We start from the raw sequence: 19,168 nt of genomic DNA, 5'->3' as shown, positions 1-19,168 counted from the left end.
GATATTTTGCTGAGGAGGAACCTCTCCGTTCAAGTTAAATCTGGATGCCTGTACACTGTAAACTAAATCTCCTCAACAGATTTGTTATTCGTATAAAGTAATTTAATTTATATTTCAGAAGTAACTGAGGTTAGAGTTTGTCTCTTTTAGCGTCATATCTTGAACACGCTATTAATGTATTTCCGAGTTTGTTGCGAGGTGCGGTAATCACCGTAGAGGTCACTACCTTTGCGATATTTTTCGGGCTAATCCTGGGGACAATTGCAGCTTTCGGCAAGCTCTCCAGAAGATCGGTTTTCAAAATTCCCAGTACAATATATGTTGATTTTATTCGAGGCACCCCCCTTTTCGTCCAGATCCTGCTTTTTTACTACGGAATCCCGGGCCTTATTATCGGGATTACAGGAGATCCGTTCAGGATCGATCCGATTATCGCAGGCATTGCCGTATGCAGCATCAACAGCGGAGCTTACAACGCGGAGATCGTACGCGCAGGTATCAAATCCGTTGACAGAGGTCAGATGGAAGCCGCCCGCTCTCTGGGTATGACCGAAGGGCAGGCCATGAAGGAAGTTATCATGCCGCAGGCTGTAAAGCTGATTATTCCCCCTCTCGGAAACGAGTTTATCGCCCTTCTGAAAGACTCATCCCTGCTTGCAATCATTAGCGTGCACGAACTTTCCAAAAATGGTATGCTCTATGTCTCAAAGACCTTTGCAGCTTTCCCCACATACATCTCAGTTGCCTTCGTATATCTGGCATTGACCATGGGAATCTCTCACGCACTCGGTTACATTGAAAGGAGGCTTGGTGTAAGTGATAGAAGTGAATAACCTCCACAAAAGTTTCGGAAACCTGAAAGTCCTTAAAGGAATAACCGAAAAAGTTGAAGAAAGCGAAGTCGTCTGCGTGATAGGTCCCTCAGGTTCCGGAAAAAGCACCTTTCTCCGCTGCCTGAACCTTCTTGAAACCCCCACCTCGGGAGAAATCTGGATCGATGGGGTAAAGGTCACGGATCCCAATGTGAATATCAACAAGATCCGCGAGGAAGTCGGAATGGTCTTCCAGCGCTTCAACCTCTTCCCTCACATGACAGCCCTTAAAAACGTAGCGATTGCCCCTATAAAGGTCCGTGGCCTCCCCGAAAAAGAAGCTTACGACCGCGCCTACGACCTCCTAAAAAAAGTAGGGCTTGAAGACAAAGCCGATGTGTACCCGAGTTCCCTTTCCGGAGGTCAGCAGCAAAGAGTTGCAATCGCCCGGGCCCTTGCCATGCGCCCGAAGGTAATGCTCTTTGACGAACCCACCTCCGCACTTGACCCTGAAATGGTCGGAGAAGTCTTAAACGTCATGAAAGACCTGGCAAAAGAAGGCATGACAATGGTCGTTGTAACCCACGAGATGGGCTTTGCCAGGGAAGTCGGAGATCGCGTCCTCTTTATGGACGGGGGTATCATAGTCGAAAAAGGCACGCCCCAGGAAATCTTCTTTAATGCCCGGAACGAGAGGACAAAGTCGTTTTTGAGCAAGGTGCTGTAACGAGATTTTGTGATAAGATTTTGTATCTCAGTAGTTTCTTGAGTGGTTCCTGATTAATCGGGGAGTTTGCTCCGGAACCCGGAGAGGAAATCTCAATTTTTTCTTTCCCTGCACCTCGCAGGCCCTGAACCAGACTGACGGCCCAGTAAATCACAAATTAAAAACCAGTGCCGCAATTAAGAGAGATAAACGGAGATAATTATCGGAAATGCCCCCTGGCTGAGAGAATATTTTACTTAAGCTCAAAACCTTTTTTCAATTCAAGTAAATATCAACTCTTCCGCCAACCTGTCTGGCGGCCCTGCAAAAAAAGCAGAAATGATGTAAAAAGAAACAGAAAATTATTGTTTTTCCTGGTAACTATTACATATTAGTTTCTTGAAGCTTTCATCATTCGTTTTTGCTTGCCGGCTTTTTTTTCTTTTTTCTTTCTCTTTTTTATGGGAAAGACCGCTCTCCTGCGTCTCTTATATTTTACCATTGTTTTAGTTAGCCCTCTTGAGCGCAGCTCATTTCTTTCCGCAAATAGTCTGCTTGAGCTTAGCTCATTGTTTTAAACATCAAGTAGTCCTCTTGAGGGAGTGAAGCGACCGAAAAGGACCTCGTGCTCCCGAAGCGAAACTCGGGTGGCGCAACTCTACCGGGACAAGAAAGGTTCGGTATAGTGAGTAGGGTTGCACAGGTAACAATAGTTCATAACTTCCTCCTTGTAAACAACAGTCTTAACCTGTACTCATAATTTTTATGGAATGGTTTCCCTTATTCATCACTATTGTTACTGAGGCCAAAAAAATGAAAGAAACCCTTAAAGCTTGTATCGACCTCACCCGTGCTCACTTTCTTCCTGCCTGGCCCCTTATTTTCTGTTCCGGGCTGGTGCTTGCTTTTGCTAATTACGGCGGCTTTTCCTGGGCACTGATCATCAAAGCTGCGCTGATAGGCCTGCTGGGGTTTGAAGCCGGTTTCGTGCTCAATGACTACGTGGACAGGAACAGGGACAAGCTTGATGTGGAAAATACCATGACAAGGTACTGGAGGCTTTTTAAAGATAGGCCAATTCCTTCAGGCAAGATCTCTTCCAAAAATGCTTTCTGGCTGTTTATCCTGCTTGTGGGGGTTACTTCAGCCCTGATTTTTACCCTTCCCTACCCGAATTCCCTCTATGTTTTTGTAATCATGCTGTACTCTTACGGCGTTGAGGCATTTTACCAGGTGAAAAAAAGAGATCAGAAGTACCCGGTTGCCCAGCTTCTGGGCAGGACTGATTTCACCCTCTTTCCGGTAGCGGGTTATCTCTGCTACGGGCAGCCGGATATGACTGTGCTGCTCTATATGATTTTCTTCTACCCCTGGACGATGGCACACCTCGGGTTGAATGACTTTATCGACCTGGAAAACGACCGGGCAAGGGGCATGAAATCGATAGCCGTCCTTTATGGTCCAAAAGGGGCTATGTACTGGATTACGGGCTTTACGATTCTGCATTTCCTTGCAGCCGTCTTCTTCCTCAGGGAACTCGGGACTATTGCGCTCTATGGCTTTCTTGCGGCTTTTGTACTCCTTGCAGGGTCAAACCTTTACCTGTGGAAAGAAAAAAGTCAGGGTGCCGGAATGAAGATATTGCCTGTTTACCACATGACTCTGGTAATCTATTCGGTTTCGATCATTCTTGATTTCATTTATTGATCCGGGAAAGGCGGAATCGGAGCAGATGAGGGCAGAGGTGCTTTATACAATTTGCTTTATACAGTTTGCTTGAAACTGACCGCCTTTTTCTCTCCTTCCTTTCTTTCTCGCCATTTCCCTCCTTCTCTCTATTTCTACTCGCCATTCACTTACTTATCCAGGCTTTTAGGGCAACAGTTTTTAGTTTCCACTTTTTGGCTTACAAAAACTATAAACATATAATTCTCTTTTATATTATCGGGGTTGAGGGAACGAAGGTTGAAGGGACGAAAGAGACTATTAAAGCCTTGATAGACCTGACCAGAGCTCATTTCTCTCTTGTCTGGGTTTTGCTTTTCTACTCGGGTCTTGCCCTTGCTATTAAAAACTATGGAGAATTTTCCCGGGAAATGACCTTCAAAGCTGTTTTTATAGGACTTTTCGGATTTGAAGGAGGGCTTGTGCTCAATGATTATGTCGACAGGAAAAGGGATCGGCTTGATGTTGAAGGTTCCCTTACGGCTTACTGGCGCCCTTTTAAGAGCCGTCCGCTCCCTTCCGGAAGGCTCTCGCCGGGATTTTGCCCTGGCACTGTTCCTGTTATTCTCTGCGTTAACAGGGATTCTGATGGCGACTTTGCCTTACCCGAACTCCCTGTATGTGTTTATCACAATGCTTTCCTCATGCGTTATTGAGTACTTTTATCAGGTGAAAAGAAAAAACCAGAGTTTTCCCATCGCTCAGCTTGTGGGAAGAATGGACTTTACTCTTTTTCCGGTTGCAGGTTATCTCTGTTACGGAAAACCTGATACTACCCTGCTGCTCTACCTTGTCTTTTTCTATCCCTGGACTCTCGCCCACCTTGCGGTCAATGATTTTATTGATACGGAAAATGACAGGGCAAGGGGAATAAAATCAATCCCTGTACTCTACGGGCTTGAAGGGACGCTGTTCTGGATTTCCGGCTTTACGCTCCTGCATTACCTTGCAGCCCTTCTCTTCTTAAAACAGCTTGGAGATATTGCACTTTATGGTTTTTTGCTCGGTTTTCTGGTGCTCGGATTTGCAAACTATAAGCTTTTGAAGGAAAAAAGCCAGAGGGCAGGTCTGTTTGCCCTTTTCCTTTTCCACGTTTCACTCGTGCTCTATTCCTGTTCGATTATCCTTGACTCCTTTTTCTAACCGCAAATTTTTTAGTTTTTCGGATCTCGGGCCGTCAAGTCTTTATTTTTTCCTCCTGCAGAGCCTCAGGGTATGGCAGCGCAGGCTTCCCCCTCCCGCAAGCAGAGCTTCAGGATGAAAAGGAATAATCTCAACACCTTCTTCTGCAAGTTTTTTCCTTGTTTCCCGGTCAAGTGCAATGTCATAGTGGAAAATTGTCCCGCTTTCAAGGGGAACAAAAGAACAGGCAAGACGGCTTTGCTCGGAATCCGAAACAGGGACGATCTCCATGCCTTTCTCCTGCATGTACGCTTTAAAACCGATCCTTTCGCTGGAGTCTTCCGTAAACAGGCAGGTCTCTTCAAAGGCAGGAAGGTAAGCAAGAGCCAGGTCTTCTCTTATCCTGTTGAAGACGGTATCGGGGTGCATGTAGCGCCTGGCTTTCGGAATGCGGGCATAGATGACCTCTTCGAACTCGTTAAGGATATTCGAAATAAATTCCCGGATAAAGGGATAGGTATGCCTTTCCGTATCCGCAACAAAAATAGTATCTTTTGAGAGCAGGAGGCAGCCTTCAAAAAACCCTTCGCGTCCGTTGAACTCGTTGAGTATGGGAATTCCCAGATTGTTCAGGGCCTCTTTTACGACAATCTCTTCATTTTCCCGCGCAGGCGGACGCATTTTTGAAAGGAGTGCGCCTTTTCTGGAGATTACCGCAGTATCATGCAGAAAAGTAAGATTTGGCATCTTCCGGATCAGTTCCCGGTTTTCGTCCACATGGTCCGAAAGCTCATAGACCCTGACCCCATTTGATTCCAGCAGTTCCTGATATTGCCTGTGTTCTTCAACATATCCGGGAATATCAGGGACCTCATCGTAAAGCCAGTGTTCATAATTTGATTCGTTGACCAGGGTGAGTTCGTCTCCCGGGGTATGTACAATTACGCTTTTCAGCCTCCCCAGTTCATCACAGCCGTAAGCAATACTTGATCCGTTTTTTTTCTCCCCCTTCAATTTTTCTATCTGGCAACCCATTTCCAGAACCCCCTTTTGATTTATTGTCCTTTTCATATACGTTTTTTTGCCAGGACCATCACATTTGTCCTGTCTTCACTCAGGAAATCCTTGAGAACATCAAACCCGCAGATGTCCAGGAAATCGAGAACCTGGTCATATGTATATTTATAGGTAAAGCCCATGCGGATGACGTCTCCTTCCTTAAAGCTTATGGTCTCTTCCCCTATCCTGATCTCAGAATCTTTCAGGATGTTCAGGCTCTTCCGGGTCCTGCACAGTGCCCCTATCCTGGAATCCACCTGTGCGAGCAAGAGCTCGAAGTCGAAATCCTCAGGAGCCATCCCGTAATGAAGCAGTGGATACATATTGAAGAGCATGTTCTCTCTTGAGGCATAGGTGCCCAGGATGGATTTTCTTGCAGCCTGTGCCTCTTCCCCGGAACCCTGTGTTGGGAGAAGGTTGGCATCGAAGAAGAATAGATCTCCCTGCTCAAGGTTTTCATGGACGAGCTTGAGAATGAATTCAGGCTCGTAATTGCAGAAGGTGTTTCCCAGAATGCAGAACAGCACCGGGAGATGCCAGTGCTTTTTCAGGAGCGGCATGTCCTCGATTAAGCCGACTATCCCTTTCTTTTCCACAGGCAGGTCCTTTACCTTTTCAAGGGCAAGGTCTACAAGCTGGCTGTTTATGTCTACGGGATAATAGCGTATTGATACTTTTTCCGATTCTGGTTTTTCATTCCGGTTTTTCTTTATCAGCTCTTCGAGAAGAATTCTTTCTTTTTCCCCGCTCCCTACCCCGACACTCACAAGGCTCATGCATGCAGGAATAAATCGGACAATCGAAGCAACATTCTCCTCAAGCATTATTTTGAGCTGCCTGGCAACAGGAAACGTTCTGGATCCGTCCAGTTTCAACCAGTTGTTTGCCCCTCCTGCGCCTGTATACAGAAGATAATCGGGCAGTTCGTACTTTTTCAGGCTCTCGTACAGCTTCTCTTCGGGACTTTTCTCGCTGATAGTTATGATCTTTTCTTCTTGCTCCTGAGCCTGCTCCAATATTGCTTTTCCTGTGCTGTTCACCTTCTCACTTCCCGGAAGCTATCCATTCTTAATAGATGCGCCCCTTACCTGAGCAATTTTCAGACTTCTTGCCTGGATCCGGTTTTTGTTATTTTATCATTCTTTGAAGCACTGCTGGCATTCCATCCTCAGGGCTTCAAGCGGATCGGCTCCGTTATTTATCCCGACGCTGTAGGCATACCCGCGGCAGCCTATGCATTCTTTGATGTATTCGCAGTTCCCGCACCTGCCTTCGAGCACTTTGTCGATATTCCTTACATATGTGAAGAGCTCGGAGTCATATATCTCCTTCAGGCTCATCCTGTTTACGTTATAGGGATATTCCCCGTTAACCCTGAGTGCAGGATGTTCGTCCAGTTTCGTGGGCGCACAGGGCCTGACATTCCCTTCTATATTGATGTACAGGCTGTAAAGGTGCTGAAGGCAACCGCTTGCAGTGATAGGAGTATAAGGCAGCCAGTCATACCCGTAATATTTCCTGTCTATCTCAAGGAGTCTTAACTTGTAGTCTTTTATCTCATCGGCTGTGAGCAACTTATCTTCAAGTTCGTCATTTGCCCTGCCCGTCGGCGTAAGGATCTCCATATTGGGAAAGATGTTATTCTGCCGACAGAAATGCCAGATCTCCTCGATCTCTTCAAGATTCAGTTTATTGCTCACAAAAGAGATTCCCAGGCGGAGTTTTCCTGGCTCTGCGGGTTTTGAAAAGCCTGCTTTCAGGAGGTTTCCAAGCCCGGTTTTTATATCCTCGAAAGCCCCTTCCCTGCCTGCCAGATAATCCTGGACCTCAGGCCTGAGGGAATCGAGCTTTCCCATGACAGAGGCGTTGTGTTCGTACAGGAAGCCTGCAAGCTCCTCTGTCATTAAAACAGTGTTTGAAAACAGCATCGGTACGATTCCGAGGGAATCAATGTAGGCAATCAATTCTCTAAAGTTCGGGTACAGAGTCGGCTCTCCTCCCCCGATCACAACCACAGACCTGATCCCGAGTTCTTTTGCTTCGGATATTATGCGCTTAAGGACATTAAAATCCGCTATTTTTACCGAATCCTCTCCGCTTTGTGCATAGCAGTAGCGACAGTGGAGGTTACATGAGGTGTTTGTTTCAAGCCGTATGGCTAAAAGCCTGTTTGAGTCCCGCGCTTCATAGGCTTCCTGCGCCCCGTACATGTATCCCCTCAGGACGGGAGGCGGTGAAAGCAGGCTCAGCACATCTAAATTCTTTAACTCTTTCCCCAACATATTAAAAGGTATATATATCCCCCCTTTATCAAGTTGCAAGAAACTAAGTGTTATTTTCGAGATCAGATGGTTGATTTTGTTCTGATGTTTTTATTTTTTATTTCGGATTTGTTTTTGTCTTTTCAAATGTTTTGCCCCATTTTTTTATTGAAATTGCCTATTTTATTCTAAGTTATTCTGTTCTCAAGTTTCTTATAGCTTTCAATCCAATCTTATTCCGGGATGTTTGAAGAAATTCAGGTTAAAAACGCTCTGAATAAAATAAAGGAAACTAGCAGGCTCAAATTGCCCTTCCGCTGGGACCTGAACCTTTACAGGGGATGTGAGCACGGCTGTAACTACTGTTATGCAATTTATTCTCACAGCTATCTGGAAAAAGCAGAAAAGCCCGCATGTTCGGTTGAAGAAAACTCTGATTTTTTCCAGAAGGTCTATGTGAAAGCAAACATTGCAGAAGCACTTGAAAAACAGCTTGGAGCCCGGTCCTGGAAAAAAGAGATAATCAACATAGGCGGGGTGTGCGACAGCTACCAGCCTGTCGAAGCAAGGTACGGTCTGATGCGGGAAGTCCTGGGGCTGATGATCGAGCACAAAAACCCGGTTACCATCTCCACAAAATCGGACCTTATCCTCAGAGACTTTGACCTGCTTGAGGAACTTGCCGAACTGACATACGTAAATGTCGCGGTCACGGTCACTACGATGGATAAAACGCTCAGCTCTCTTCTGGAACCCCTGGCTTCTTCTCCGGAAAAACGTTTTTCAGTCCTGAGGACTTTCAAAGATACAGCGGCTACTACCGGGCTACATATGATGCCTGTACTCCCTTTTCTTACGGACAGCCCTGAAAATCTCGAACAAATTCTTTCCCTTGCGGCCGAATGTAAGGTAGATTACGCCCTTCCGGGAGTCCTTTATCTCAGAGGCGAAACCAGAAAGCATTTTTTCAATTTCCTTGCCCGCAATTTCCCCGAATTTTCTGCCCCTTACCACAGGCTGTATGCAAAAGGAGGAGCCGACAGCAGCTATAAAGCTGAACTTTACGGGAGTCTCAGGACTCTTATGGAAAAATACCGGCTTTCAGGGGACTATATGAAACCCGTGGAAACAGGGGTTTCCCACTCTAGGCAGCTTAAGCTCACTGATTTTTAAGGAACTTATTTTTGAGCTTTTCATAAAAGCATTTAAAAAAGGAAAACAAAAATCTGAACTTTCATGCCTCAGATTTTACCTATCGGTTCGGATATGCATATGGGAAAACAAGTTCCGAAAGCTCTAACTTTTGGCTGCCGGTTTATGTAAATTCGAAAACCTTTTCCTGCGAATGTTTTTTCTTTATTTTTCGCAGCTACAGGAAATGTTGCCTTTCAGGATCTCTTTCCAGTCGCCGATTACGTCATGAGTCCAGCAGTCGTCGGCTCCTGCAGCTTCCCGCATGACCAGGGCAAAGATGTATGAGAGTTCCTTGACTGTAGCTCCTGCTTCGAGGGCACCTTTGAAGTGCTTCAGGACGCAGGGTTTTGACCTGGCTTTGATCGAGAGGGCAAAGCAGATGAACTGATAGGTCTTTTCGTCAATCATCCTTTTTTCGGCATAGAGCTGGTCAATCTCGTCCAGCTTCTGGGTGAATTCGGGGAAAAATTCTTCCAGCATTCTCATTTCTACAGCTCCTTTTTTACCCGCACACCTGCAGGTTCACGCTGTTAAGGCGGTACAGGTATTATGATGTTTTTTTATATTTAAGGATTAGTTCAAAATCTTTTGAAACCATCATTTTTAATCCCAGCTCATAATTTCTCGAGGGATGCTCTTTCTTCCAGAGTTAAAAAAAGGCAGTTTTCAGCTTTAGAAGCATGTATCAGAGCCTTAAGGTTTTTAAGGGCTTTTTCTCCGGTATTGAATTTGCAGTCCGGACGTACAGACATTCCGGACATATCCACAAATTCCCAGGGATGGACAAAAATTACAGGAGCTGTTATATGCCTGATCAATGGGAGAAAAATATCCTGGGGTAATCTCAGAAAAGAGGAGGTAATAGTTGCCGGAATCCTGATTATTTTGCTCTTTATTCTTGCTTTTTGGGAAAAAGGGGGTTTGTAAGCCGCAAGGGAGGAGTCATACCGAAAGCCCTCTTTTTCCAGAAATCCAAGGTAGCTTTCCGGGAACTGAAGGTTCGGAGCCCTGAAGGAGACAACCCGCTTTTCGAACTGCCTGAGCACGTTTCCCGCCTGCTTCAGGGCAATTTTTGCCTCTTCCTTCCCCATACGGTCAAAACGGGCATGGGTATATCCGTGACAGCCCAGCTCATGTCCCTCTTCCGGGATTCGGCAGATAAGATCCGGATACTGCTCTGCCATCATACCTGTCACAAAGAAAGTAGCCTTTATTCCTTCTTTTTTGAAGAGTTCCAGCAGTGCTGGCATCCCTTCTTCCATTCCCCATGTACTTGTAAGCATGGGGGGGCAGTCTTCTTCCACATCAACTGTTATGGTGATGTTTTTCATAAATTACCTCTCTATATACCTGGCAGGTCTGTTCATAGATTTTGTTCCAATCGTAATTTGAAAGCCCTTCGCCAGCCTTTCGGGCAAACTCGGCTCTTAAAGCCGGTTTTTCTATCAGGTTCCGAACGCAGGATTCAAATTCCGAAAGGTCGTTTGCAAGGTAACCGTTTACTCCGTGCTTGATAATATCTGAGACTCCGCTATGGTTCATTGCCACAACAGGGACATTTTTTGAGATCGCTTCCAGAATCGAAATTCCAAAGGCTTCATCACTGGAGGGGAGGGCAAAGATATCTGCCTGTTCCAGATATTCCAGTACCGTCTTTCGGGGCACTTCTCCTGTAAAGTAGAAGTTTTCGGACAAACCGGATTCTTCCACTTTTTTTTCCAGATTTTTTCGAAGGGGGCCGTCGCCTATCATCAGAAATATCAGGTTTTCATATTTTTTAAGGAACGTAGATGCAATTTCTATAAGGTTCTGGACCCCTTTCTTTTTTGTCATTCGGGCGACCGTTACGATTACAAGTTTTCCTTTTCTGTCAAAAGGAAGAGGGACTATGGGGCTACTTTCCTCATATTCCATACCGTTGAAGATCCTGTAAACGGGTTTTTTTGTCATCAGTTTCGTATCCTTTTCAACTGCCGAACTGACAGCAATTACAGCATCGGCATTTCCTACAAGTAGTTTTCCTGCAAGATACAGATAAAGACGAAGCGGCGTATGTCCTACGAGGGAATGATTGGTAACTACCGAGGGAATCCCGAGTTTTCTGGCTGCGATAAGGGCTATCATGCCGAGCGGAGAGTCCAGTCCGTGAGAGTTAATAATGTCATAATTCCCTTCTTTAAGAAGCTTGTAGAGCTCTTTATACGCACCTGGCATCAGAAATCGTTGCTGTCCGGGAAAGGGGCGACTTTTGATTCTGATTACCGCAACTCCGTCTCTGATGTTGTATTCCGGGATGCCCAGATAACTTCTGGTAATGACATGTACTTCATGACCCTGCTGATTCAGGGTTTTTGCAAGGGCGTGTATGGAATATTCGATTCCCCCTACCTTTGGAAAATACCAATCGCTGATCAGCGCGATTTTGTGTTTTTCCATGCCGTAACCCCTCCGTAATAAGACAGATACAGAAACCCTATCATGCTACTGAGCCCATAGGATATGAGACGTTCAAGAAACACAAAACTACCAGCAGATGCAAGAGGCAGCCCGAAATACAGGAGCAGGTAGACAAGTCCTCCTTCGACAATTCCAAGCCCGCCAGGTGTGATAGGGAGGCATCCGAGTACGAGGTAAAAGATCGAAACCGTTGCTATAATATGCAGGGGGATGGGGAGTTTCAGGGCTGAGGCGACCATTTCCAGGCGCACAATATCAAGAACCCAGACTCCACACGAAAGCAGGAGCACAGAAACAAAAGATTTGCGTAGCTGTTTCCAATTTTGATGAAGCCTGTTCAGAAAGGGCTCAAGTCTTTTTCGGAATAACCAGGTTCCTGTCCCTGCTCCAAGGAGGAATAACGGAAGGAAAAGGGCTGTACTCCACGATAGCATACCTCTATGGAGCTGGAAGATATTCCTGGTGAAAGGGAAAAAATAAAGCGAATAGAGAAATAGCAGGGAAACTGGAATTGCTTCGACCAGCCTTTCGAAGAGGATCGTTATAAGGGCATGGGTATGGATGATACCAAAGCGTCGATTAACCCAGATTATTCGGAGAGGTTCCCCTCCAAACCTGCTCGCCGGAGTGAAGTTATTCACGAATATTGCTCCGAAGAAAACGGGCAAAAGGTCTGTTGCTTTTAGATCGTACCCGATGGAAGAGAGCACCTTTTGCCAGCGAATCGCAAAGAAATATACACTCAGAAGGTAGACTGAAAATGCCAGGACAAAATAACGGATCTGGATTTGCCGGAGCATCTTCCGGCTTTCCTCCAGAAAAAGTGTTATTTCTGTCCAGTGAACATATACAAGAATCGATGCTGTTATAAGCAGTAAGATAACTGCAACGCCTCGTCTTAAGGCTCCCCGGTCCAACAGTACACCCTCGTAACAGGTTTTGAGTGGGAGTTCCCATCAGTTGGTTTTCATCTTTTAAAATTCAGTTTTCGTTTCTTGACCCGTGGGTCATTTTATAATCAAATTCGGTTTTTGATATTTCCTGTCCATAGGGCCGGAAGTTAACTCCGATCCTTCATTTATCAAGACTAAAATTCGATATCCAATTGCTGAAGATGCCCCTTTTCTGGAAACTTTTTGATTCAGGTATTTTGATCCATTCGATAGGGGCTCTCCCAATATAGAGTCCCACCCTTCCCCCCTTCCCATAAAATTCGTATTTTCCTTTTTTAATTTAATACCCTTATGTCCCAGCACTTCTCCCCTTACCCTAATTCAAGTTTGAATTCTTTTTATTTAAGGTCTATGATCATCTTTTTTTTAAATTTCGGGCTTCTTCTGTCTTATTTTTTAGTTGAATCCCCTCTCTTCAGGTGGCTCTTTTCTGCGAAGTTTCTCCCTTTCTTCTTCCAATAATTTAGTTCACTGGGAGATGAAAAGATACTCCATGCAGAAAATCTGGTAAGCCGGGTGAAAATATCTCAACACTGGATTTCGATGCCACACAACTTCCCACAATATGGGGAGGTGATATCCGGGTTGATGAGGAAAAAGATGAATATGTGATCCGTTATGCCTTCGATTCCAGTACCGATTACATTGATATGTTTTATCCTTATCACGGGATATGAGCTCCCCCATTCCCGGAAAGCACTTAAGGAAGGCTACCGGGAAAAGGTCTGCCTTTCAACCGGACACGTAGAAAAAAGACATGCAGGAAAATAACATACAGGTTGCAAATGAAAGTTCTTTCGAATCTCTTCAGGCGAAAAGTCTCTTTCAGGTGAAAAATGATTTTTTGTGTAATGGAGTCGATTGTGGAAGCAAGCCATTGGTCACTTCTTAATGAATGAGCACATACGCCGTGTTTTTCAAAATGGAGGGAGATATTTGGGTGCTGAGGTTTTTCGATGACTTACTTCCACAATCTTTAATTTTACCTTCGGGGCAGATCAAATCCGGTTTATAGTGTTTTATTGGGTTGGTGACAATGTTTTTCAAAATTTACCCATTTTTGTGACCTGTTTTTTGTGACCTGTTTTTTGTGACCTGTTTTTCTTTATTTGTTTTTGCGACCTTTATTCTGCACACAAGGTTCAATCTGTTTTTTCTTTTTATTCGATTACGAGGCACTCTTTTGTTTCGATATTACGAGGTATCTTTTTTAGTTTATGTTTTTCGAGGCTGCTTTTTAGTTTATGTGTCGTGAGGCTGTTTTTTAGTTTATGTGTTTTGAGGCTGCTTTTTACGTTACTATGACTGTAGCTTTTGCTTCCGGCATGGCCTCCAGGCTGAAGGTGTAGGTCCCTGTTTCTTCAAAAGTATACGAAAATGCTTTTCCGTAGTACAGGGTGATGTCTTCCCACAGCCCGTCGTCACTTACAAGCACTGAGGCCCCCTTTGGCCTTTTGAGGTTAATCCAGATAACTGTATCCCCTTTTTCTATTTCTATGGTTTCGGGAGAAAATGTTGTTGAGTAGATTAACATTTTTTCTTCATTCCGGACATTTTTTTCATCGCTTTTTCCTGAATTCGAAGCTGAGGATGCTTCTGCCGTAGCCTGGGGCTTTTCTACAGTGACGGTTTCGTCGGGAGTTTCCGAGTCCTCTTCCCGCGGCTCAGAGGCGGATACCTTTACTGTTCCCTTTATCTCCGGGTTATCTTTGAGGGTAAGGACATAGGTACCTGGCTCTTCAAAAGTATATGAAAAGGCTTTTCCGTAGTACAGGGTAGTTTCTTCCCACAGCCCTTCTTCACTTACCAGCACCATTGGGGTTTTTGGTTTCTTGAAGTTGAACCAGGTTACCTCCTCTCCGGCGTTTATTTCGATTGTCTCGGGTGCAAATGTGCCGTAAATAACCACTTTGTTAACAGAGGTATCAGCACTTCTCACAACCAGCTTTGTCTCTTTTGCCGCTGCCGTACCCGTTGACATGAAAAGGATTGTCACTATCAGCAGGGCAAAAATTATGGTTTTATCGTGTTTTTTCGTCTTAAAACCTCCAAGTTTTCACAGCTTTTTATCCAACTCCTTTCTGGGAATACCACTTTACATTTCGATTTATTTTCATATAGCCAAAACGGTATTGTTTTTTCTCTTCATTGCAGGCACGGTTCGGGTCGTTTTGCCTGGCAAATGCCCCTGGAAAAAGCAAAAAGCACTGGCCATTTTGAGCTGTCTTGAGCAGTGTCGAAAAGTCATGATCTTCTGGCGCTTCACCTGGTCTTTGATGCTTCACCTGAGAGAGACTTTTCACTGATCTTTTGACGCTTCACTTTATCCGTCAATTTTTTAGAGAAAAAAGAAAGGGGAAATTTACATGGGGAAAGAGAATAGAGGGTTTTCTGGCCTCTTTTCCAGAAGAGAAGACTTTTTTCAGTGACTTTATATAATCCTTTCAAGTATTATTGGGACGAGATGAAATCAAAAGCACATATCCGGGTAGAAACCAGACCGTCGCTTCTGGATACTATTTTTCTGTCTGAAAAAAGAAAGGGCCTTCTCTTGCTCCTGAGAGAAGAGGGGCCTAAAAGCGGTGAGGAAATTAAGGACGTGTTTGATTTTCCCTGGAAATCGATTACCCCACAGATAAGAAAATTAATCGACTGGGGTCTGGTGCTTGAGGAAGGGGAACTGTACGTTCTCTCCGATATGGGTTCGGTGATTGCCGAGAAGGTTCAGGTTCTCCTGAATACGCTTTCTATATATGAAGAAAACCTGGATTTCTGGTATGATCATGATCTGAGTTCTATTCCTCTCCATCTGCTTTCAAGGGTTGGAGAGCTGGAACACGTTAATATTCTGGAGAGAGATCTTTCAAATATTTTCCTGATTCCGGAAGAGATCACAAAGAATCTTGTGGACTCGAAGCGTATTATGTCTTTTGTTTCGGTATTCCATCCCTCTTCTCCTTTTCTTTATTTCGAATATCTGGAAAAGGGCATCGAAGCTACGGCAATTGTTACGAAACCCATTCTTGAAATTCTTCAGACTGAATGCACTTCCGATCTTCCATTTTTAAAAACGAACAATTCGATCCTTAACAGAGCCCTGATCGAATACAAGCAGGAGATAAAGCATATTCTGAACAGTAAGGCTCCCAATTTTCTGGTCTACGAAGGTGACTTAAAACCGATGTCAATGATTGTTACTGATAGGATTTTTTTGCTATCTCTTCTGGACAAAAAAGGAAGATTAACAACCAAATTTCTTATCAGCTCCGAGCCTGCGGCTCTAAAATGGGGAGAAGAACTTTTCATGTATTATAAGGAGAGATCAAAACCTATCACCGAATCTCTGTCTACCCTATGATATTTGTTTCAGATAGGCTGTCGTTTCAGATAGGCTGTATGAAGATAGCTGTCGTTTCAGATAGGCTGCCGTTTCAGATATGGCTATCGTTTCAGATAGGCTGTAGTTTCAGATAGGCTGTATGAGGATAGGCGGTTCCCGGTTTCAAAAAAGATTAGTTTTCCTGAAAGTTTTCTTAAAAATCAAAATTGTATTAGCTGTAGGTTTTACCTCAGAGCTTTTAGAAATGCATTGATGATGAGGCTTCTTTCATCAACAGCGTCCTACCCGGAGAGAGTATTATGGTTTCTTGACGGCTCTTGAAGAAAACCACAGCGTATCTACCACATTTTAATATTCACCCAATCGAAACGACGATAGAAAAGTATTATCTATCTGCCGAATTTATATAATTCCTGCTCCTATATAGCCAAAGCGATGAAGATTTTTACTTTGCGATTGGAATATTCCAATGGTATTGGAAATGACAACTCCCATTGGAATCACTCACTTTAATGTGGGTGTCGAGAAGTATGAGCTTCATCCTGAATTCCTTGAAGGCTTTCCAGTAAAACATATCTTTTTGCAATAAATTCCAGGTGAGACAAAACCATGAGCTCAGTTTCTGGTACCAGTTCTTCGTTGCTTGACGCAATTTTCCTTTCTGAAAAAAGAAAGAACCTTCTCCTGCTGTTAAAAGAGGAAGGTCCTAAAAGCAGTGACGAGATCAAAAATGCGTTTGATTTCCCCTGGAAGTCAATGATTCCCCAGATCAAAAAGTTAGTTGATCTGGGTCTGGTTATACAGACAGATGGAGTATATTCTCTTTCCGAAATGGGGGTAGTAATAGCCACAAACGTACAGTTTTTACTTAACACTCTGAAGATATATGACGAAAACAGGGATTTCTGGTCCGAACACGATCTGAGTTCAATTCCTTTCCATCTTCTTATAAGAATCGGGGAACTGGGGCAGTGTAAGGTCCTGAAACCCGATCTCTCTCATTTATTTAAAGTTCAGGAAGATATTGTAAAATGTATGCTGAATTCTTCCCGCATTATGGTATTTGCTTCGGCAATTCATCCCGCTTATCACCTACTCTGTCTGGAATTTCTTGAAAAGGGGATTGATGTTACAATTATTCTTACTGAGTCGGTTTTTGAGAGTATCCATAATGAGTGCCTCCCCCAGGCAACCACATCTTTCAGTGACAGCTCCGTTCTCAAGCTGGACCTTCCTGAATACAAAAAGGAAGTTCAGTTCTTTTTGACCTGCGAAAAATCACATTTTTTTGTGTCGGATGGGGAGAAAAAACCAATGATGCTGGTAGTAACCGATAAGATCTTTGCACTTTCCCTGCTTGATAAAAATAACAGAATTGACCGCAACTACATTGTAAGCTTTGATCCCGGAGCTCTAAAATGGGGAGAAGAACTTTTTGAATATTACAAAACGAATTCCGGGCAGATTTTTTCTTTCTGAGTTTTCCACACGCTGAATTTTTCCTATTTTCTCTTTTTCCGCTCGCCGGATTTTTCTACTTTCTCTTTTACCGTTCTCTGGATTTTTTCCTACCCTTTTATTTCCCTGCTCTCTGAGCGTTCCCTATTTAATCTTTTTAAGGCCCGTATTTTTAAGGCCGATACCTTTTGAAACCCTGTCTTTTATTTCATTCCCCTGCCTTTAAAGAAGGTATAGCAGAAAGTCTCTCCGGGTTTTGCAGTTTGATGGAATTTTTCTATCCCTTTTTTCATGCTTCTTCTTTCATCATTTGCACTTCCAGAGTTTTCTTTTATACCTTCTGTCATGGGGATGATGGTCTTCCGGATAAAGCAGTCCAAAAGTTCAGGTTTGTCGGAATATGCATAAACCATGCTCAGCTCTACTCTTATGCCCTTGAGCCTTGATGAACCACAAATCAAGGAGTTAGATTAACTCGCTTGATTATGGGCAAATTTCCAAAAGGCTGGTTCATGCATACACTTTTCTCTTTACTCTGATTTTCGCATGGTCACCATATACAGTTTTCTCGGTAGTTCTCCCTCCTCAAACTCTTCCACTTCGTAGCTCCGGTACTCTTTTGCAAGGTGCTCAACCATTTCTTTGCTGAAAAAATGCACTATAAAGCCGCCTGTAATTTCGTACATGTCCTCTCCTCTGTGAGTTCCCGTCCCGTAATGGGCGTCTCCGGTATGCCTGGCTGTATAAATGTTTACCCCGCCAGGCTTGAGCACCCTTTTAATCTCTTTGCAGAGGAACTCCAGTTCATCTGTGGTAAGGGCCATGCAGTAAAGCATATGAGAATAACAAGCATCAAATGTCTCAGCTTCAAAGGGGAGGGGATTTCTTACATCGTGCCTGAGGGCCGTAACATATTTCCCAACCCCCGCTTTTTCGGCTTTTTCTTTTATCTCTTTTGGCCCGCTTTCGGTGTAGTCAAGCGAATGGACTGAAAACCCCCTGATGGCAAAAAAGCAGGTATCTCTCCCCTGGCCGCCTCCAAGTTCCAGGATTTCCTTTTTCCCTTCCTTTTCAAAAATAGCCGCAGCTTCCCGGGCCGGATAACTTGGCTCATCTCCAAACCTCGAGCAGGTGTTTGAAAACACTTTTTCCCAGTGGGGCTGCTGCCCGTTAAGGATCTCTTTTTCCGTGCAGTTTCCTACTTTTTCACGACCTGTTGTAGTTTCCTTTTTCATCTCATACACTTCCTTCCTGTTAACTTCCCTCTCAACCTGCATAGTACTGTTTTATAATCTCGATTTAATATAACTGTCTATTTTATTCCCTGGAGAAAAACGAACCGGGAAGTTAAGCCATTCTGAATTGTGGAAGTTTTTCTGAGCCCCCTAAAGGGTTAAATCATTTTGAATCAGAAATGTCAGGTTATTCTGAACTAAAAAAGATTAATTTGCCGGCACCGAAAAAAAGATAAAGTTATTCAGGACTATGCTGATCATTTTCTTGAAAAAAAGGTTAAATTTTTCAGGCTTTCATGGCTAGATCGATTTCTGATTATTGAAGGGTAATGGAGGTTTGCTCGAGAGAATCTTATTCCCTCGAACGATTTATATTTGATTTTGAAGACTGGATTCTGTTCTTTTGAGCTCTTTTTTAAGGATGAAAACTTTCACTCTAAAGCTTATTCTAATGTTTTTATTCTAATGTTTTTATTCTAAAGCTTTCACTCTAAGCTTTTATTCTAAAGCTTTCACTCTAAGCTTTTATTCTAAAACTCTCACTCTAAGCTTTTATTCTAAAACTCTCACTCATCATCTATGGCACTGACATACCTGGGAAACAAGAGCATGTAATTTTCCTCGTAAGATTTCCCATCTTTATTGATATTGAGGTCCCACATGACCTCAGGTTTTTTAGCTATTTCTTTAGCTTGAATCATCTTATTCCTCCCTGTTTCACCTCTCGGTTTTAAGCATTTGTTCTTTTTTATCCTGCTGGATATCTCCCGGGGTTGCACAGTTCCCGGGATAAACACCAGCTGATTTCAGATATGTTCGCCTTGCATGACAGCGGATTAATTTCTA

Annotated in this window: 21 protein-coding genes; 9 read left to right on the top strand and 12 right to left on the bottom strand. The window is 43.8% G+C overall.

Annotated features, from left to right (window positions below; translation table 11 throughout):
- The first annotated feature begins 137 nt into the window (after positions 1-137).
- From ACSAZL_RS16800 to ACSAZL_RS16780, 5 genes are all read left to right on the top strand, one after another.
- Entirely contained in the window at positions 138-833 is a 696-nt protein-coding gene (locus tag ACSAZL_RS16800) for an amino acid ABC transporter permease (RefSeq protein ID WP_440945743.1), read from the top strand.
- Positions 817-1,539 (top strand): amino acid ABC transporter ATP-binding protein, encoded by a 723-nt coding sequence (locus ACSAZL_RS16795; protein ID WP_440945742.1) that lies wholly within the window; start codon positions 817-819, stop codon positions 1,537-1,539. Before ACSAZL_RS16800 ends, ACSAZL_RS16795 begins: the two co-directional genes overlap by 17 nt.
- 792 nt (positions 1,540-2,331) lie before the next feature.
- Complete coding sequence (locus ACSAZL_RS16790; protein WP_440945741.1) at positions 2,332-3,225, top strand: prenyltransferase; 894 nt, start codon at positions 2,332-2,334, stop codon at positions 3,223-3,225.
- 194 nt (positions 3,226-3,419) lie between these two features.
- A complete protein-coding gene (locus tag ACSAZL_RS16785) occupies positions 3,420-3,899 on the top strand; it encodes a hypothetical protein (RefSeq protein ID WP_440948955.1) in 480 nt (159 codons plus the stop codon).
- The gene (locus ACSAZL_RS16780) at positions 3,790-4,386 is read left to right on the top strand and encodes a UbiA family prenyltransferase (RefSeq protein WP_440948883.1); all 597 of its coding nucleotides are present in this window, start codon (positions 3,790-3,792) and stop codon (positions 4,384-4,386) included. Before ACSAZL_RS16785 ends, ACSAZL_RS16780 begins: the two co-directional genes overlap by 110 nt.
- Before the next feature lie 42 nt (positions 4,387-4,428).
- Here ACSAZL_RS16780 and ACSAZL_RS16775 read toward each other — a convergent pair whose 3' ends face one another.
- The 3 genes from ACSAZL_RS16775 to ACSAZL_RS16765 form a co-directional block, all read right to left on the bottom strand.
- Complete coding sequence (locus ACSAZL_RS16775; protein ID WP_440945740.1) at positions 4,429-5,400, bottom strand: dimethylarginine dimethylaminohydrolase family protein; 972 nt, start codon at positions 5,398-5,400, stop codon at positions 4,429-4,431.
- Between the two features lie 32 nt (positions 5,401-5,432).
- Positions 5,433-6,464: an L-histidine N(alpha)-methyltransferase gene (locus ACSAZL_RS16770; protein WP_440945739.1), complete on the bottom strand. Its 1,032-nt coding sequence runs from the start codon at positions 6,462-6,464 to the stop codon at positions 5,433-5,435.
- Positions 6,465-6,560: 96 nt separating this feature from the next.
- Positions 6,561-7,706: a radical SAM/SPASM domain-containing protein gene (locus tag ACSAZL_RS16765; RefSeq protein WP_440945738.1), complete on the bottom strand. Its 1,146-nt coding sequence runs from the start codon at positions 7,704-7,706 to the stop codon at positions 6,561-6,563.
- A gap of 222 nt (positions 7,707-7,928) precedes the next feature.
- On the opposite strand from ACSAZL_RS16765, the gene ACSAZL_RS16760 reads away from it, so the two are divergent.
- A complete protein-coding gene (locus tag ACSAZL_RS16760; protein ID WP_440945737.1) occupies positions 7,929-8,858 on the top strand; it encodes an SPL family radical SAM protein in 930 nt (309 codons plus the stop codon).
- Positions 8,859-9,041: 183 nt separating this feature from the next.
- Here ACSAZL_RS16760 and ACSAZL_RS16755 read toward each other — a convergent pair whose 3' ends face one another.
- From ACSAZL_RS16755 to ACSAZL_RS16735, 5 genes are all read right to left on the bottom strand, one after another.
- Positions 9,042-9,365, bottom strand: coding sequence for a carboxymuconolactone decarboxylase family protein (locus ACSAZL_RS16755; RefSeq protein WP_048180005.1), 324 nt, complete (start codon positions 9,363-9,365; stop codon positions 9,042-9,044).
- Positions 9,366-9,493: 128 nt separating this feature from the next.
- Complete coding sequence (locus ACSAZL_RS16750) at positions 9,494-10,210, bottom strand: polysaccharide deacetylase family protein (RefSeq protein WP_440945736.1); 717 nt, start codon at positions 10,208-10,210, stop codon at positions 9,494-9,496.
- Positions 10,185-11,315, bottom strand: a complete 1,131-nt coding sequence (locus ACSAZL_RS16745) for a glycosyltransferase family 4 protein (RefSeq protein ID WP_440945735.1) — start codon at positions 11,313-11,315, stop codon at positions 10,185-10,187. The genes ACSAZL_RS16750 and ACSAZL_RS16745 overlap by 26 nt, the downstream gene beginning before the upstream one ends.
- Positions 11,291-12,253, bottom strand: a complete 963-nt coding sequence (locus ACSAZL_RS16740) for a lysylphosphatidylglycerol synthase transmembrane domain-containing protein (RefSeq protein WP_440945734.1) — start codon at positions 12,251-12,253, stop codon at positions 11,291-11,293. Before ACSAZL_RS16740 ends, ACSAZL_RS16745 begins: the two co-directional genes overlap by 25 nt.
- Positions 12,254-12,343: 90 nt before the next feature.
- On the bottom strand, positions 12,344-12,592 hold the full coding sequence (locus ACSAZL_RS16735; protein WP_440945733.1) for a hypothetical protein: 249 nt from the start codon (positions 12,590-12,592) through the stop codon (positions 12,344-12,346).
- Positions 12,593-12,907: 315 nt separating this feature from the next.
- Here ACSAZL_RS16735 and ACSAZL_RS16730 point away from each other — a divergent pair, with 315 nt between their 5' ends.
- Positions 12,908-13,060 (top strand): hypothetical protein, encoded by a 153-nt coding sequence (locus tag ACSAZL_RS16730; protein WP_440945732.1) that lies wholly within the window; start codon positions 12,908-12,910, stop codon positions 13,058-13,060.
- A gap of 520 nt (positions 13,061-13,580) precedes the next feature.
- Here ACSAZL_RS16730 and ACSAZL_RS16725 read toward each other — a convergent pair.
- On the bottom strand, positions 13,581-14,270 hold the full coding sequence (locus ACSAZL_RS16725; RefSeq protein ID WP_440945731.1) for a cupredoxin domain-containing protein: 690 nt from the start codon (positions 14,268-14,270) through the stop codon (positions 13,581-13,583).
- Between the two features lie 483 nt (positions 14,271-14,753).
- Between ACSAZL_RS16725 and ACSAZL_RS16720 the strand changes: the two genes are divergently transcribed.
- Positions 14,754-15,647: a helix-turn-helix transcriptional regulator gene (locus ACSAZL_RS16720; RefSeq protein ID WP_440945730.1), complete on the top strand. Its 894-nt coding sequence runs from the start codon at positions 14,754-14,756 to the stop codon at positions 15,645-15,647.
- A gap of 591 nt (positions 15,648-16,238) precedes the next feature.
- Positions 16,239-17,108 carry a helix-turn-helix transcriptional regulator gene (locus ACSAZL_RS16715; RefSeq protein ID WP_440945729.1) on the top strand — a complete coding sequence of 290 codons (870 nt, stop codon included), beginning with the start codon at positions 16,239-16,241 and terminating at the stop codon, positions 17,106-17,108.
- A gap of 182 nt (positions 17,109-17,290) precedes the next feature.
- Here ACSAZL_RS16715 and ACSAZL_RS16710 read toward each other — a convergent pair whose 3' ends face one another.
- The 3 genes from ACSAZL_RS16710 to ACSAZL_RS16700 form a co-directional block, all read right to left on the bottom strand.
- Positions 17,291-17,548 (bottom strand): hypothetical protein, encoded by a 258-nt coding sequence (locus ACSAZL_RS16710; RefSeq protein WP_440945728.1) that lies wholly within the window; start codon positions 17,546-17,548, stop codon positions 17,291-17,293.
- A gap of 69 nt (positions 17,549-17,617) precedes the next feature.
- Positions 17,618-18,364, bottom strand: coding sequence for a class I SAM-dependent methyltransferase (locus ACSAZL_RS16705; RefSeq protein ID WP_440945727.1), 747 nt, complete (start codon positions 18,362-18,364; stop codon positions 17,618-17,620).
- Between the two features lie 524 nt (positions 18,365-18,888).
- Positions 18,889-19,023 carry a hypothetical protein gene (locus ACSAZL_RS16700; RefSeq protein WP_440945726.1) on the bottom strand — a complete coding sequence of 45 codons (135 nt, stop codon included), beginning with the start codon at positions 19,021-19,023 and terminating at the stop codon, positions 18,889-18,891.
- Positions 19,024-19,168 lie beyond the last annotated feature (145 nt).

This window comes from Methanosarcina mangrovi (genome assembly GCF_052057765.1).
In the GTDB taxonomy this organism is placed as follows: Archaea; Halobacteriota; Methanosarcinia; order Methanosarcinales; family Methanosarcinaceae; genus Methanosarcina.
Note: the sequence above shows the minus strand (reverse complement) of the source record. Positions and strands in the feature narration are given on the sequence as shown.